This window comes from Phreatobacter sp. (assembly GCF_052440005.1).
In the GTDB taxonomy this organism is placed as follows: Bacteria; Pseudomonadota; Alphaproteobacteria; order Rhizobiales; family Phreatobacteraceae; genus Phreatobacter.
The window spans coordinates 1-14,863 of sequence record NZ_JBQVQL010000101.1; the positions used below are offsets into that span (position 1 = coordinate 1).

Here is a 14,863-nt window from a genome sequence, read left to right on the forward strand (position 1 = left end):
CGAAATAGGCCATGGGCGACATGGCGAGGCCGATGTCGTGCACCCGGCAGCCCGCCGCCATCAGCCCGGTGACCAGCGCCATCTTGATGGAGGCCGAATAGCCGCGGAAATCGTGGCCGACGACGATCTCGCGCGCAACGCTCATCCGGCCGATCAGCGTGCCGAGGCCCATGCCCACCGCCTGAACGCCCATCAGGTTCAGCTCCTCGCCGAAGAACCAGCGGGCGTCGTATTCGCGGAAGCCCGTCGGCTTCACCATCGGCAGGGATTCGTAGGCGGCCGTGTTGGGCTTCAAGCTGGCGAGCGGCCTGGGGAACATGCGAGGGACGCCTCTGTCGCGACGGGTGGGAGGGGAGCCTCCGCCGGCCCTTCTAACGTGAAGCTGCGACCCTGGCCATGGCGCCGCGCGTCAGGCCGCGCTCTCTGCGGGCGGGGCCTTGCCCACGGTCATGCGCACCTTGAGGAAGCGCATGGCCCGCTGCGCATCGGCGGCGTTGATCGCCTCGTAATCCTGCCGCGACACCGATTGGCCCGCCTGACCGCCGCGGCGCTTGCGCGCTCGCAGGGCGAGGGTCGTCTCCAGGTGAGCATAGGAAATGTCGAGCGCGCGGAAGGCGAGAACGATGGTGTTGATCTCGCCCGTCGCCATCTGCTGGAAGACGAAGTTGCGGTCGAAACGCAGGAAATGCGCCAGCACCTGCGACACGTCGAGCAGTCGGCCTCCGGCGAGGAGGGGGCCGAGCCCGTCGTCGAGGGGCATGGTGCCGGCCTCGACGGCGGCGATGATCCGCTCGGTGCTGTTGATGTTGGCCTTGCGCTTGCGCAACTCCTCGGCGATCAGCGCCTGGGCACGGGCCCTCAGGCCTGCCACCGCGTCGGAGGCATCGCCGCCCTCCGCCTCGGTCGAGACACGGGCGCAGATCAGGGCGTTGAGCTGGTCGACGACGGCGGGAGACAGGTCGCCGCGGTCGGCGAGGGCAAGGCTCAGTTCGTCGTCGTCACGCGCGCGGGTGACGAGGCTGAGCATGCCCTTCTCGGAAAACTCGGCGCCGGCATTGCCCGAGACGGTGCGCAGAACCGTGTTGCTGCCGCGGTCGATGAGCACGTCGGTGACCCGTGAGGTCAGGGTGGGGCGGGTGGCGATCGCCTGCAGATGTTCGTCGCTGCTCGCCTGCGCGAGGGTGATGATGTCGCCCTCCGTCAGCACCGGGGAGCGCGACAGGATGGGACTGGCGACGGCGATGTCGGCGTCGGAGGCGAGCGCCAGGGCCAGGCTGTGGGGCACCCGCTCGCTGTCGGACAGGACGGCGCTGACCTGCGGGCGCTGGTGGGGCTGCAGCTTGCGCATGACGGCGTTGGCGATCTCGGAGAACAGGTACTCCTCTGCCAACGTCGGGCTGACCGTGCGGGTGAGGTAGAGATCGGCCACGCCGCGCAGGAGCGCGAGGCGCTTCTCGCTGTCCTTCTCGATGCCCAGGCGGCCGAGCTGCTCGATGAAGGCATGGGTCTCTTGGGCAGACGTTGCAGGCATGTTCGCTCTTTCGGCGGCGTGCATCGGCGCGAGTGCGACGGTGGCGGTTGCGGCGGTCCCGAAGGACCGCAACGGAGACCCGTTGTCCGCAGCACTATAGACCCACAAGTGTAACCAAATACCTGTCGTCTGCTGTGAAAAGCAGTGAAGCCGACGATATTCCGCACTATTGGCCAAGCAGCCGCGGTTTCACGCCGCGCGCTGGAGCGGCGGGGCGATGACGTGCTGGGACAGCGACCAGGGCGCCTCGTCCAGCGTCATGATGCGGATTTCCGTCACGCGGGCGAAGAGCTGGCGCACGTGATCCTCGATGGCGACCAGGGCGCCAGTCTCGCTGCGCAGGGTGAGCCGGTCGGTCACGACCTCGAGCACATCGCCCTGCAGGCGGGCATAGATGACGGGCTCCTGCGCCATTGAGGTCCTCTCGCCGACCATGGCGCGTCACAGGCCTGCCTTCTGGCAGGGCCTCGCCGCGCCGGTCGCGCCGTTTGGGGGTCAGGCACTTGCAGCCAGGCGCCCCGAGGGGCGGGCCTGCCCGTCTTCACCGGGCGTCGTGCCGACGCTCGTCGTAGATGACGCGGACGAGGTCGGCGGCGTTGCGGGCGCCGAGCTTTTCCATGATGCGGGCGCGGTGCACCTCGATGGTGCGCGGGCTGATGCCGAGGCTGCGCCCGGCCTCCTTGTTGGAGGCGCCGCGGACGAGTTCCTGCAACACGTCACGCTCGCGCGGGGTGAGGAGGCTCGCGCCCCCCGGGCCGAGGGCCGAGACGGGATCGGCCCGCTCCGCCGCGCGCCGCGCATGGCCGGCGATGGCCTGCCCCACGTTCCGCAGGATGCTCGCGGCGTCGATCGGCTTCTCCACCAGGTCGACGGCGCCCGCCCGGATCACCGCCACCGCCATGGGGATGTCGGCCTGGCCGGACATGGTCACCACCGGCCCCTCGAAGCGGCGCAGCGCGATCTGGCGCAGCACCTCGACGCCGCTGTCGCCCGGCAGGCAGACGTCGAGGAGAATGGCGTCGGGGTGGCGTTGCTGGAGCGCGCCGAGAAGCGCCGTCGCGTCGGCAAAGGCGGCGACGCGGTAGCCGGCCTGCTCGAAAACGATGGACAGGCCCTCGCGCACCGCGACGTCGTCGTCCACGATGAAGAGGTCGCCGAAACCGCTCATGTCCGTCCGCATGACCGCATCCCCCCGCGGCTCGCTCGACCGTCGCGCCGGGCCCGTCAGGCCCGCCACAGGCGGAGTGTCCGTTGCGCGGGGGTAAGCCCCTATGCGGCGTATTGACGCAGGGTCAGCTCAGCGCCCGCCGCGGGCCACGACCCGCTCGCGGTAGAGCAGGTAGAGGCCGGAGGCGATGACGATGGCGGCGCCGGCGAGGGTATTGGCGGCGGGGACCTGGGCGAAGACGAGCCAGCCGAGCGCCGTCATCCAGACGATCTGGGTATAGATGAAGGGGGCGAGGATGCCGGGCGGCGCATAGCCGTGGGCGACGATCAGCAGCCAGTGACCGAAGGCACCGAAGGCGCCGATGGCGATCATGCCGACGATGGCGGCGAGGCCGGGCGGCGTCGTCCAGATGAAGGGCACGAGCGCGGTGGCGACCGCCGCGCCGAAGGCGACGGAGTAGATCGAGGTCGTCGCGGCGGAATCGTGGCCCGCCAGCATCCGGGTGAGGATGTTGTAGAGCGCGTAGACGCAGGCGCCGACCAGCGACAGCAGCATGGCCCAGTGCAGCGAACCGCTCCAGGGCTGGGTGACGACCAGCACCCCCAGGAAGCCGACGATGACGGCGATCCAGCGGCGCCGGCCGATCCACTCGCCGAGGAAGGGGCCGGACAGGATGGCGACGATGAAGGGCGTCGCGAACATGATCGAGACGGTCTGATCGAGCTGCAGATACTGCAGGGCGATGAAGTTGAAGGCGGTGGAGCCGAACAGCAGGGCCGACCGCACGGCCTGGATCCACGGGCGTCGGGTGACGAAGACGCCGGGATTGCGGATCGGGTTGAAGATCACGAGGATCATCGCCAGGGCGGCGGTGTAGCGCGCCCAGACCACCTGCATGGGGTCCATCTGGGTGCCGAGCCATTTGGCGAGCGCATCGAGACAGGCGAAACAGGCGAGCGCCGCGCACATCAGCCCGATGCCCTTCAGGCGGGCGCGGGCGGCCGCGGCGCGTCCATCGGCCCCGGCGCTCCCCTGGGCAGTCTGCTCCTGCGACGTCGTCTGCCCGTGCGTTGCCATGGGGGACCACTAGCCGATTTGCCCGAAGGCCGGACCCACCCGCCCGCATGGGAGCCGTGCGGGGTGCTTGCGCGGCGGCCCGCCGGCGGACTAGACAGGGGATGCGGGGCCGACGGCGGTCGCCCCGGCAGGCTGCCGATGCGGCCCAAGCACCGCCTCCAGACCGCTTTGCGGTAGGAGGTTCTGCTGTGTCCGGCGCATCATTCTTCATCTCTCCCGACGATCTCGCGGTCCTGCTCGGCGGTCCGTCGTGGCCTCAGGTCATCGATGTCCGGGCCGCCGACGTTCGCGCCCTGCAGGCGGACCTGCCGGCCTCGCGCTGGTCCGACGATCCGTCGGGCACCGCCGTCGCCGCACTGATCGACCCTGCGCGCCCCGTCGTGGTGTCCTGCAAGGCCGGGCACAACCGCAGCCAGCGCACCGCGGCGGAGCTGCGCGCGCGCGGCCTCGACGCCCGCGTCCTCGCGGGGGGAGCGCTCGCCTTCGCCGAGGCCGGCCACCCGATGATACCCCGGCAGGCGGCGGATGCCTTCGGCGGTCCCGGACGGACGTGGGTGACGCGCCGGCGTCCCAAGATCGACCGGGTGGCCTGTCCCTGGCTGATCCGACGGTTTCTCGATCCGCACGCCCGGTTTCTCTTCGTCGAACCCGACCAGGTGATCGCCGTGGCACGGGACCTCGGCGGCATCGCCTTCGATACGCCGGGCGCCGCGATCGAACATGATGGGCCGCGCTGCTCGTTCGACACGTTGCTGGACGCCGTCGGCTTCGCGGGCGTTCCGCCTCTGCTGGACATGGCAGCCATCATCCGCGCAGCGGATACCGGGGACCTCGGCTCCAGCCCCGAGGCGGCGGGGTACCTGGCCATCTCTCTCGGCCTGTCGGTCCTGTCCGGTGACGACGATGCCGCAATGCTCCGTCATGGATTTGTCTTGCTCGATGGGCTTTACGCTTGGGTGACGGGGGCTCGCGCCGAAACCCACAACTGGACACATCGCTCATGACCGCCCTCGATCCAGCCGCCGTGAACAGGCCCTCCGCCGTCCCCTTCTCCGAGGCGCTGGCCGTTTGGATCCGGGTCGGCCTGCTGTCGTTCGGCGGCGCCGCCGGCCAGATCGCCATGCTCCATACGATCATCGTGGAAGAGAAGAAGTGGCTCGACGAGAAGCGCTTCCTGCATGCGCTCAACTACTGCACGCTGCTGCCGGGCCCCGAGGCCCAGCAGCTCGCGACCTATATCGGCTGGCTGCTGCACGGGGTGCGCGGCGGGCTGACGGCGGGTCTTCTCTTCGTCCTGCCGGGGGCGCTGATCGTCCTCGCCATGTCGATGCTCTACGTCACCGCCCGGGGCCTGCCGGTGGTCGACGGCATCTTCTTCGGCATCAAGGCGGCCGTGCTGGTCATTGTCGTGCAGGCGGTGATCAAGATGGCCAAGCGCGTCGGCGATGCGCCGGTACTCAGGGCGATCATGGCGGGCTCGCTCCTCGCCATTCTGCTGTTCCAGGTCCCCTATCCGCTGATCGTGCTTGCCGCCGCCGCGCTCGGCGCCTTCCTGACACCGCCGCCCGACGATGCCGCGCCGGTCGCGCGTGCCGCCTCCGGTCGCTACACCGCGCTCCTCGGCAACACTCTCGTCTGGGGAGCGGTCTGGTGGGCCCCCGTCACGGTCGCGGCGCTGCTGCTCGGCCCTGGCCATATCCTCACCCAGATCGGCACGTTCTTCTCGCAGCTCGCCGTCGTCACCTTCGGGGGCGCCTATGCGCTGCTCGTCTGGCTCGCCCAGGCGGCCGTCGAGCAGAAGGGTTGGCTCACGGCGGCGGAAATGGCCGATGGCCTCGGTCTCGCCGAGACCAAGCCCGGGCCGACCATTCTGGTGACCCAGTTCGTCGGCTTCCTCGCCGCGTTCCGCGCGCCCGATCCGTTCAGCCCGATGGTGGCGGCGGTGCTGGGCGCGGCCATGACCACCTGGGTGACCTTCGCGCCGTCCTTCCTCTTCATCTTCGCCGGCGCACCCTTCGTCGAGGACCTGAGGCACAACCGCCTGCTGGCGGGCGCGCTGAAGGGCATCACTGCGGCGGTGGTGGGCGTCATCCTCTATCTCGCCATCTGGTTCGCGCTCCACGTCTTCTTCGGTCAGGTCGGCAGCCGCGCCTTCGGCCCGGTGCGTGTGCCGACCTTCGATCCCCAGGCCCTCGACTGGAAGGCGGCGGCTCTCGCCGTCATCGCCTTCGTCCTCGCCTTCCGCATGAAGCTCGGGCTGCTGCCGCTCATTGGCGTCATGGCGGCCCTTGGCGTGGCGGTGAAGCTGACGCTCGGCTGATCCGCCTCGGGGCGCCAAAGAAAAAGGCCGGCTTGGCGCCGGCCTCTTCCGTCAGGACTTTGCGAGTAAACCCGACCTTACGACCCGCCCGAGAAGGTGCGGGGCGCGGGGCTGACGACGCGTCCGCCGGCCTGGATGACCGCAAGGCCGCGCTGAGGGGTGCCGTCGGCGCGGAAGCGGAAGAGGCCGTCGACGCCGTTGAAGCCGGAGGAATTGGTCAGGATCGTCTCGGAGAAGCGCTGCGAGCCCTGGGTGCGTACGAGGGCGGCGATCAGCGAGACCGAGTCATAGGTCAGCGACGCGATGCGCGCCGGATCCTGCCCGAAGCGCGCGCGGTAACGCTCGGAGAAGGAGCGGAAGCCCGCCTCGTCCGGCGCGGCGTAGAGGGCGGTCGGCGCGGCGCGGGCGGCGGCCGTGTTGCCGACCCAGGGGCCGACACCGAGCACCTGGACGCGGCGGGTGTCGATGCCGGCGGTCGACAGGGCCTGGATCGCTGCGCCGTCATAGGGGTCGGGCACGAAGATGGCGTCGATCTGACCGGCGATGCCGGAGAGGCGCGAGGCCGCGGCGCCGATGCCGCTGGCTTCCAGCGGGAACTTCTCGATGGCCACCACGCGTCCGCCCGCACGGCTGACGGCCTCCTGGAAGGCGCCCTGGACCACCTGGCCGAAGGCCGAGTCGGGAATGAAGGCGGCGTAGGAGCGCTTGCCGGCCTGGGTGGCGTGCTGGACGATGCGGTCCACGGTGTTCTGCGGCGTGAAGCTCATGAGATAGACGCCGCGGGTGGCGACGCTGGTGTCGGTGGAATAGGCGATCATGGGCTTGCCGGCGGGCCGGGCGACCGCCGCCGCGCCACGGACGGATTCGGCGAGCAGCGGGCCGAGGATCAGTTCGGCGCCTTCCTGGATGGCGGCCTGGGCGGCTGCCTGGGCTCCGGCGGCGGTGCCGCCGTCGTCCTTGACGAGAATGGTGATGTCGGGCCCCTGGAACTCGGCCACCGCCATCTCCGCCGCATTGCGCAGGACGGTGGCGGTGTTGCCGGCGGCGCCGCCCGCCGAGAGCGGCAGCAGCAGCGCTACCTTCACCGAGCCGGTGCCGATGGTGGAGCCGGGCGCAGCGGGCGCGGTGGGAGCTGGGCCGGGGCCCGCGACCGGGCCGGAACCCTGGATGTTGGCGCCCGAACAGGCCGCGAGGGCCAGGGCCGCCGCGCCGACCAGGAGGCCGCGCAGGGTCGTGCCGTGCGCGGTTCCACCGCGCCGAGTCGCCGATTCCGCCATGTCCGATCGCCTCCACATGCCCTGAATGCCCCGCCCTGTGCATGGGAATAGCCGTGAGGGAGGGGCAAGGTCAAACCGCAAAGGCCCCTTTTGCGTGGCCCCAGGGCAACAGGGAGCGGCGCGAGACCGCCGCGGCCGGGCATGGACGCGAGACGGGGCCAGCGCCTATGGTCGCCGAAAGAGAACAGCCATGATCGACATTCCCGCGCAGAAGCCGCCCGACCGGCACTACATCCTCGGCGGGACCCGCTTTCTCGCCCGCGCGCTGGAGCCCGGGCTGCACGTGGTGGCGACTCCCATCGGCAACCTGCGCGACATGACGGTGCGCGCGGTGGAGACGATGGCGGCGGCCTCGCTCGTCGCCTGCGAGGACAGCCGCGTCACCCGCCGGCTCGTCGACCATTTCGGACTGACCGCGAGACTCGTCCCCTATCACGAGCACAATGCTGCGGAGATGCGCCCCAAGCTTCTCGAACGCCTCGCCGCCGGCGAATCGGTGGCGCTGGTCTCGGACGCGGGAACGCCGCTCGTCTCCGATCCCGGCTTCAAGCTGGTGGAGGCGGCGCGCGAGGCCGGTCACCGGGTCGTCCCCGTGCCCGGCCCCTCCGCCGTGATGGCGGCGCTGGTGGCGGCGGGCCTGCCGACAGACGCCTTCTTCTTCGCAGGATTCCTGCCGCCGAAGACCACGGGGCGGCGGAACCGGGCGCGCGCCATCGCCCAGGTGCCGGGCTCACTCGTCTTCTTCGAGACCGGGCCGCGGCTTGCGGCGTCCCTCGCCGATCTCGCGGCTGAACTCGGCGACCGTGACGCGGCGGTGTGCCGAGAGCTCACCAAGCTGCACGAGGAGGTGCGGCGCGGCTCGCTCGCGGCCCTCGCCGCCGCCTATGCCGGCGAGGCGGAGCCGAAGGGCGAGATCGTGGTCGTCGTCGGCCCGCCGGGCGAGGCCCCGGCGCCGGCGGAGACGGATATCGAGGCCATGCTGCGCGCGGCGCTCGCACAGGGGTCGGTGAAGGACGCGGCGGCGGCTGTGGCGTCGGCCACGGGCCTTCCCCGGCGCGACCTCTACCAGCGCGCGCTGCTGCTGGCGAAGGAGGAGGGGTGAGGCGGGAGGCCGACCCGAAGCGTTCCGCCGCCTGGGGTCGCGGGCGCATCGCCGAGGCGGCCGCCCTCCTTCTGCTTCTCGCCAAGGGCTATCGAATCCTCGCCAGGCGCTGGCGCGGGCCGGGGGCGGAGATCGACATCGTGGCCCGGCGCGGCGGGACGGTGGTCTTCGTCGAGGTGAAGGCGCGCGGCTCGCTCGACCTCGCCGTCGAGGCCCTGTCGGCGGCGCAGCGGCGGCGCATCACCCGCGCGGCCGAGATCTTCCTCGCGCGGCATCCCCGCCATGCAGGCAGCGAGAGGCGCTACGACCTCATCCTGGTATCGCACGGCGGCTGGCCGCGCCATATACAGGGGGCGTTCGACGCCGATGTCTGAAAGGAATGCCCCATGAGCCTCAAGGTCGCGGTCCAGACCGATCCGATGGAATCCATCAAGATCCGGGGCGATTCCGGCTTCGCCCTGATGCTGGAGGCGCAGCGGCGCGGGCACGAGGTCTTCTACTATCACCCCGACAGCCTGGCGATGCGCGACGGCATCCCCTCCGCCCTGGCCTATCCGCTGCAGGTGCGCGACGTCGAGGGAGACCATTTCACCCTCGGCGAGGGAGCGCGGGTCGGGCTCGACACCTTCGACGTGATCCTGATGCGGCAGGATCCGCCATTCGACCTGCACTACATCACCGCGACGCACTTCCTCGAGCGCGTCCATCCGAAGACGCTGGTGGTGAACGACCCGACCAGCGTGCGCAACGCGCCGGAGAAGATCTTCGTCACCCGGTTCCCGCAGCTCATGCCGAAGACGCTGGTGACGCGGGACTTCGACGAGATCCGCGCCTTCCGGAAGGAGATGGGCGACATCGTCATGAAGCCGCTCTATGGCCACGGCGGCGCCGGCGTGTTCCGCATCCGCGAGGGGGACGAGAATTTCGGCTCCTTCCTCGACACCTTCGCCGCACTGACGCGCGAGCCCTGGGTGATCCAGCACTATCTCCCCGCCGTGCGCGACGGCGACAAGCGCATCATCCTGGTCGACGGCGTCTTCGCCGGCGCCGTCAACCGCGTTCCGGCGGCCGACGACCTGCGCTCCAACATGGTGCGCGGCGGGGCGGCGGAGACGACGCAGCTCAGCGCGCGCGAGCGCGAGATCTGCGAGACCATCGGGCCCGATCTGAAGGCGCAGGGCATCATCCTCGCAGGTATCGACGTGATCGGTGGCAACCTCACCGAGATCAACGTGACCGCGCCGACCGGCATCCGCGCCATTCGCCGGCTCGGCGGCCCGGACATCGCCGCGACCGTCTGGGAGGCGATCGAGCGGCGCCGCTGAGGGTGGCGGATCGCCCATGCAGCCAATTGCCACAACGACCCCCGGCGGAACTTTGTGGCACTCAGAGGGCTTCATGCGCCGCGGGGGCAGGCGCTCGGACGTCCGCATCGCCGATAGTTTCAGGCGACGCCGCGGATCGGGAAAGAGAGGGAGCTGCGGGCCGGATGGGGGCTGACACGACCGAAATCGGGGCACGTGCTCCTGAAGGGCACGCCCGATGAACCTCATTCTCGTGCCGCTCATCCCCCTTCTCGGGGCGCTGCTGCCGCCTCTCGTCGCCCGCTCGGGGCGTGACACGGCGATGGCCGTGACCCTCGCCGTCACGCTCACGAGCCTCGTTCTGCTGCTGGTGGATGCACCGGCGGTCTATCGCGGCGAGACGGTGCTCGCCGGCACCGCCTGGGTGCCTGAGATCGGCCTCTCCTTCCGCTTCTTCGCCGATGGGCTCGGCCTGTTCTTCGCCACGATGATCCTCGCCATCGGCGCGCTGATCATCGTCTATGCGCGCTACTATCTCGGCCGGCAGGACTCCATCGGCCGCTTCTACGCCTACCTGCTGCTCTTCCAGGGCGCGATGGTCGGCATCGTCCTCTCCGACAACATCCTTCTCATGCTGATCTTCTGGGAGCTGACGAGCCTGTCGTCCTTCCTCCTGATCGGCTTCTGGAGCCACGCGGCGGCGGGCCGGCAGGGCGCCCGCATGGCGCTGGTGGTGACCGGCGGCGGCGGGCTTCTCCTCACCGCGGGCATGCTGGTGCTCGGCCACGTCGGCGGCTCCTACGAGCTCAGCGTGCTGCTGACGAAAGGCGAGGTGATCAAGGCCTCGCCGCTCTATCCCCTGATCCTCACGCTGGTGCTGGCCGGCGCCTTCACCAAGTCGGCGCAGTTCCCGTTCCATTTCTGGCTGCCGCACGCCATGGCCGCGCCGACGCCGGTCTCGGCCTATCTGCACTCGGCGACCATGGTGAAGGCCGGCGTCTTCCTGCTGGCCCGGCTCTGGCCTGTGCTCGCCGGCACAGACCTGTGGGTGGCCATCGTCGCCCCCGTCGGCCTCGTCACCATGCTGGTGGGCGCCTGGATCGCCCTGTTCAAGGACGACCTGAAGGCGATCCTCGCCTATTCCACGGTCAGCCATCTCGGCCTCATGGTGATGCTGCTCGGCTTCGGCACGCCCTATGCGGCGGTCGCCTGCGTGTTCCACATCCTCAATCACGCAACCTTCAAGGCGGCCCTGTTCATGGCCGCCGGAATCGTCGACCACGAGGCCGGCACGCGCGACATCCGCCGGCTCGGCGGCCTCGCGAAACTGATGCCGGTGACGGCGGTGCTCGCCGTGGTCGCCTCCGCCTCGATGGCGGGCCTGCCGCCCCTCAACGGCTTCCTGTCCAAGGAGATGATGCTGGAGGCGGCCGCGTCAGGCCCGCTCGGCGGGCTCGGCTGGCTCATTCCCGTCGGGGCGACGCTGGGCGCCCTGGTCTCGGTCGCCTATTCGGTGCGGCTGGCGGTCGGCACCTTCGCCGGCCCCGAGCGCCACGACTATCCCCACCATCCGCACGATCCCGGTGCCGGGATGTGGCTGCCGGTGGCGCTGCTGGTGGGGCTGGTCGTCGCCATCGGCCTGCTGCCGGCGCTGATCGCCGGCCCGATCGTCGCCCGCACGGCCCAGGCGGTCATCGGTGGTGCGCCGCTGCCCTATTACTCGCTGTCGATCTGGCACGGGCTGACGCCGGCCCTGTTCATGAGCGTCGCGGCCGTGGCGGGCGGGCTCGTCGCCTTCCGCGGCCATGCGCTGCTGACCCTGTGGCGCGCGCCCTGGCCGCGACCGGAGGCGAAGGCCCTGTTCGACACGGTCGTGGCGGCCACGGTCTTCGCGGCGCGCTGGTTCACCCGGCGCGCCAACGTCGAATCGCTGCCGCGCACCATCGCCATCGTCACGGTGTCGGTGCTGATCGTCGCCCTGTGGGCCTTCGCGCGCGGCGAACACGGGGCCGGCGCACGCGCCATGCTGCCGGTCCATCTCGTCGCGCTCGTCGCCTGGGCGGCGCTGATCGCGGCCTCGGCCGTGGTGGTGGTGAAGCACGGCAACCGGCTGCTGACGCTGATCCTCACCAGCGTGGTCGGCCTCATCGTCTCGCTCGCCTTCATCCAGTTCTCGGCGCCGGACCTGGCGCTGACCCAGATCTCGGTGGAGGTGGTCTCGACCATCCTGCTTCTGCTCGCGCTCAATCTCCTGCCGAAGACGACGCCGCCGGAGACGGAGACCCGCCGCAAGGTGCGGGACGGCGCCATCGCCGTGGCCGCGGGCGTGGGCGTCGCGGCCCTGGCGCTTGCCATCCTGACGCGCGATTTCAGCACCATCTCCGACTACCACATCGCCCAGGCCAAGCCCGGCGGCGGCGGCACCAACGTGGTCAACGTCATCCTCGTCGACTTCCGCGGCTTCGACACATTCGGCGAGATCATCGTGCTCGGCATCGCCGCGCTCGCCATCTTCGCCCTGCTCGACACCGCCCTGCGCGGGCCGGCGGCGCGCCGGCTCGACGCCATGCGGCAGGGCCTGGAATCGGCGGAGGCGCATCCGCTGATCCTGGTGGTGGCGACCCGCGCCCTGCTGCCGCTCGCCTTCACGGTGGGCGTGTTCATCTTCCTGCGCGGACACAACCAGCCGGGCGGGGGTTTCATCGCCGGGCTCGTGGTCGCCATCGCCTACATCATGCAGTACATGGCGAGCGGCTATGCCTGGAGCCACCAGCGGGCGCGCTTCGACGCCCATACGCTGGTGGGGGCGGGCGTGGTGATCGCCGGCCTGACGGGGCTCGGCTCGCTCCTCTTCGGCCGGCCCTTCCTGACCAGTTCCTTCGGCTATTTCCACATCCCGCTGATCGGCGAGGTGGAGCTCGCCACGGCCATGGCCTTCGACACCGGCGTGTTCCTCGCCGTGGTGGGCACGGTGCTGCTGGCGCTCGCCCAGATCTCGCGCATCGAGGCGCGCGCCGAGCGCAGCCCCGTGCCGGAGGGCCCGGCGGATATCCGGCTCCTGCGGGAACGGGACGCCGCGACCGCCAAGAGGGAGGACTGATCATGGAGGTGCTCGTCGCATCCGGCATCGGCCTCCTGACGGCGGTCGGCGTCTATCTCGTCCTCCGCCGCCAGACGTTTCCGGTGGTGATCGGCACGGTGTTCCTCTCATATGCCGTGAACCTGTTCCTCTTCGCCACGGGCCGCCTGACGGTCAACCGCCCGCCGATCTATGCGAGCGGCGCCGCCGGCTATGCCGATCCGCTGCCGCAGGCGCTGGTGCTCACTGCCATCGTCATTTCCTTCGGCATGACGGCGCTGGTCGTCGTGCTGGCGCTGCGCGGATTTCTCGAGACGGGGTCCGACTCGGTCGAGGGCGATCCGGCCGGCGCCGTCGATGACGGCGAGGCGACCGTGACCACCGACCAGGCGCGGCCATGATGCAGGCAGCCATGACCCACTGGATCGTCGTTCCCCTGGTGCTGCCGGCCGTGGTGGCGCCGCTCATGATCCTCGCGAGCCGCCACAATCTCGCGGCCCAGCGCGTCGTCTCCATCGCCGCGGCGGCGGCCCTGCTGGCGGTGGCCATCGGCCTCTATGCGCTGGCCCAGGACGGGGTCGTGCGCCCCTATCTCGTCGGCGCATGGCCGGCGCCCTACGGCATCGTGCTGATCCTCGACCGGCTCTCGGCCACGATGGTTCTTCTCTTCGCCGTGCTGTCTCTCGCCATCGTCGTCTACGCGACCGCGGGATGGGACCTGCGCGGCCGGCACTTCCATCCGCTGTTCCAGTTCCAGGTGCTGGGCGTCAACGGCGCCTTCCTGACCGGCGACGTGTTCAACCTCTTCGTCTTCTTCGAGGTGATGCTGATCGCCTCCTACGGGCTGATGCTGCACGGCGGCGGCGCGCGGCGCCTGAGGGCCGGCTTCCGCTATGTGACGGTGAACCTGATCGGCTCGACGCTCTTCCTCTTCGCCGTCGGCACCATCTATGCCGTCACCGGCACGCTCAACATGGCCGACCTCGCCCGCAAGGTGGCGACGGTGGCGGCAGGGGATACGGCGCTGCTCGGCGTGGGCGCCGTGATGCTGTTCCTCGTCTTCGCGCTGAAGGCGTCTGTCGCTCCGCTCCACGGCTGGCTCCCCACCGCCTATGCGGCGGCACCGGGGCTTTCGGCGGCGCTGTTCATGATCATGACCAAGGTGGGCGCCTACACCATCCTGCGCGTCTACACGCTGGTCTTCGGTGCCGATGCGGGGCCTCTTGCGGGCATCGTCACGCCCTGGATGCTGCCCGCGGCGCTGGCGACCCTCGCCGTCGGGGCCATCGGCATGCTGGCGGCGCGCAGTCTCCTCGGCCTCGCCTGTTTCGCGGTGGTCTGGTCCATGGGCTCGGTGCTCGTCGCCTTCGGCCTGTTCGACGCCGGGGGCATCGGCTCGGGCCTCTACTACGTCCTTCATTCGACGCTGGCGGGCGCCGCCCTCTTCCTCCTCGTGGACATCCTGGTCCCGCAGCGCGGCCGAGCGGAGGACCGGCTGGTACCGGCGCCGCTCACCCATCCCGCCCTCCTCGGGGGCCTCTTCTTCGCCGCAGCCATTGCGATCGCCGGCCTGCCGCCGCTGTCCGGCTTCCTCGGCAAGCTCATGATCATGGAGGCGAGCCGGGGCAGCGGCGCCGCGGCCTGGATCTGGGGCACGATCCTGGCGACGAGCCTCGTCGCGATCCTCGCCTTCGCCCGCGCCGGGAGCGCGGTGTTCTGGAAGCCGGCGAAGGGGGGCGACGCGCCGGCAGCCGATGCTGATGCTCACCCGGCGGTGGGCCGGGACCTGGTCGCGGCGCATTCCGGGACGGGGGAGGGCGGAGCGGGTGCGATGCTCGCCAAAGGCGAGCGGTCTCTCACCCCTGCGGACTCGCCCACGGCGACGGGCGCCGGGGCAGCGACCGGCATCCCTGCCGCACCGGCCGCTGTTTGGGCCGACGCTGCGGCAGCGGCTGGCAGCCCGGCCGCATCTGCCGCTGAAGTCGCCGACACCGCGGCAGCGGCT

The 14,863-nt window shown here is 70.5% G+C and carries 13 protein-coding genes and 1 pseudogene; 8 read left to right on the plus strand and 6 right to left on the minus strand.

Annotated features, from left to right (window positions below):
• The 5 genes and pseudogenes from ACT6XY_RS19390 to ACT6XY_RS19410 form a co-directional block, all read right to left on the minus strand.
• Positions 1-319: pseudogene (locus ACT6XY_RS19390) on the minus strand (phosphomannomutase/phosphoglucomutase); the annotation flags it as partial.
• Positions 320-409: 90 nt separating this feature from the next.
• On the minus strand, positions 410-1,531 hold the full coding sequence (locus tag ACT6XY_RS19395; RefSeq protein ID WP_444749947.1) for a DUF2336 domain-containing protein: 1,122 nt from the start codon (positions 1,529-1,531) through the stop codon (positions 410-412).
• Positions 1,532-1,720: 189 nt separating this feature from the next.
• Positions 1,721-1,945: a hypothetical protein gene (locus ACT6XY_RS19400; RefSeq protein WP_444749948.1), complete on the minus strand. Its 225-nt coding sequence runs from the start codon at positions 1,943-1,945 to the stop codon at positions 1,721-1,723.
• A gap of 127 nt (positions 1,946-2,072) precedes the next feature.
• Positions 2,073-2,711, minus strand: coding sequence for a response regulator transcription factor (locus ACT6XY_RS19405; RefSeq protein WP_444749949.1), 639 nt, complete (start codon positions 2,709-2,711; stop codon positions 2,073-2,075).
• Positions 2,712-2,828: 117 nt separating this feature from the next.
• Positions 2,829-3,776 carry a DMT family transporter gene (locus tag ACT6XY_RS19410; RefSeq protein WP_444749950.1) on the minus strand — a complete coding sequence of 316 codons (948 nt, stop codon included), beginning with the start codon at positions 3,774-3,776 and terminating at the stop codon, positions 2,829-2,831.
• A gap of 101 nt (positions 3,777-3,877) precedes the next feature.
• Here ACT6XY_RS19410 and ACT6XY_RS19415 point away from each other — a divergent pair, with 101 nt between their 5' ends.
• The gene (locus tag ACT6XY_RS19415; RefSeq protein WP_444749951.1) at positions 3,878-4,780 is read left to right on the plus strand and encodes a chromate resistance protein ChrB domain-containing protein; all 903 of its coding nucleotides are present in this window, start codon (positions 3,878-3,880) and stop codon (positions 4,778-4,780) included.
• Positions 4,777-6,096, plus strand: a complete 1,320-nt coding sequence (gene chrA, locus ACT6XY_RS19420) for a chromate efflux transporter (protein ID WP_444749952.1) — start codon at positions 4,777-4,779, stop codon at positions 6,094-6,096. Before ACT6XY_RS19415 ends, chrA begins: the two co-directional genes overlap by 4 nt.
• A gap of 77 nt (positions 6,097-6,173) precedes the next feature.
• Here chrA and ACT6XY_RS19425 read toward each other — a convergent pair whose 3' ends face one another.
• A complete protein-coding gene (locus tag ACT6XY_RS19425) occupies positions 6,174-7,373 on the minus strand; it encodes a penicillin-binding protein activator (protein WP_444749953.1) in 1,200 nt (399 codons plus the stop codon).
• 190 nt (positions 7,374-7,563) lie between these two features.
• On the opposite strand from ACT6XY_RS19425, the gene rsmI reads away from it, so the two are divergent.
• The 6 genes from rsmI to ACT6XY_RS19455 all read left to right on the plus strand — a co-directional run.
• A complete protein-coding gene (rsmI, locus tag ACT6XY_RS19430) occupies positions 7,564-8,475 on the plus strand; it encodes a 16S rRNA (cytidine(1402)-2'-O)-methyltransferase (protein WP_444749954.1) in 912 nt (303 codons plus the stop codon).
• Positions 8,472-8,849 carry a YraN family protein gene (locus ACT6XY_RS19435; protein WP_444749955.1) on the plus strand — a complete coding sequence of 126 codons (378 nt, stop codon included), beginning with the start codon at positions 8,472-8,474 and terminating at the stop codon, positions 8,847-8,849. Before rsmI ends, ACT6XY_RS19435 begins: the two co-directional genes overlap by 4 nt.
• A 12-nt stretch (positions 8,850-8,861) precedes the next feature.
• Complete coding sequence (gene gshB / locus ACT6XY_RS19440) at positions 8,862-9,800, plus strand: glutathione synthase (RefSeq protein WP_444749956.1); 939 nt, start codon at positions 8,862-8,864, stop codon at positions 9,798-9,800.
• Positions 9,801-10,017: 217 nt separating this feature from the next.
• On the plus strand, positions 10,018-12,879 hold the full coding sequence (locus ACT6XY_RS19445) for a monovalent cation/H+ antiporter subunit A (protein WP_444749957.1): 2,862 nt from the start codon (positions 10,018-10,020) through the stop codon (positions 12,877-12,879).
• Positions 12,880-12,881: 2 nt separating this feature from the next.
• The gene (locus ACT6XY_RS19450) at positions 12,882-13,259 is read left to right on the plus strand and encodes a Na+/H+ antiporter subunit C (RefSeq protein ID WP_444749958.1); all 378 of its coding nucleotides are present in this window, start codon (positions 12,882-12,884) and stop codon (positions 13,257-13,259) included.
• 11 nt (positions 13,260-13,270) lie between these two features.
• Positions 13,271-14,863, plus strand: a 1,593-nt coding sequence (locus tag ACT6XY_RS19455) for a monovalent cation/H+ antiporter subunit D (RefSeq protein WP_444749959.1), incomplete at its 3' end; no start/stop codon positions are given.

Bases quoted from the DNA above. Each gene is read 5' to 3' on its own strand.
- ACT6XY_RS19395 (WP_444749947.1), bottom strand. From the start codon at position 1,531: ATGCCTGCAACGTCTGCCCAAGAGACCCATGCCTTCATCGAGCAGCTC.
- ACT6XY_RS19400 (WP_444749948.1), bottom strand. From the start codon at position 1,945: ATGGCGCAGGAGCCCGTCATCTATGCCCGCCTGCAGGGCGATGTGCTC.
- ACT6XY_RS19405 (WP_444749949.1), bottom strand. From the start codon at position 2,711: ATGCGGACGGACATGAGCGGTTTCGGCGACCTCTTCATCGTGGACGAC.
- ACT6XY_RS19410 (WP_444749950.1), bottom strand. From the start codon at position 3,776: ATGGCAACGCACGGGCAGACGACGTCGCAGGAGCAGACTGCCCAGGGG.
- ACT6XY_RS19415 (WP_444749951.1), top strand. From the start codon at position 3,878: ATGCGGGGCCGACGGCGGTCGCCCCGGCAGGCTGCCGATGCGGCCCAA.
- chrA (WP_444749952.1), top strand. From the start codon at position 4,777: ATGACCGCCCTCGATCCAGCCGCCGTGAACAGGCCCTCCGCCGTCCCC.
- ACT6XY_RS19425 (WP_444749953.1), bottom strand. From the start codon at position 7,373: ATGGCGGAATCGGCGACTCGGCGCGGTGGAACCGCGCACGGCACGACC.
- rsmI (WP_444749954.1), top strand. From the start codon at position 7,564: ATGATCGACATTCCCGCGCAGAAGCCGCCCGACCGGCACTACATCCTC.
- gshB (WP_444749956.1), top strand. From the start codon at position 8,862: ATGAGCCTCAAGGTCGCGGTCCAGACCGATCCGATGGAATCCATCAAG.
- ACT6XY_RS19445 (WP_444749957.1), top strand. From the start codon at position 10,018: ATGAACCTCATTCTCGTGCCGCTCATCCCCCTTCTCGGGGCGCTGCTG.
- ACT6XY_RS19450 (WP_444749958.1), top strand. From the start codon at position 12,882: ATGGAGGTGCTCGTCGCATCCGGCATCGGCCTCCTGACGGCGGTCGGC.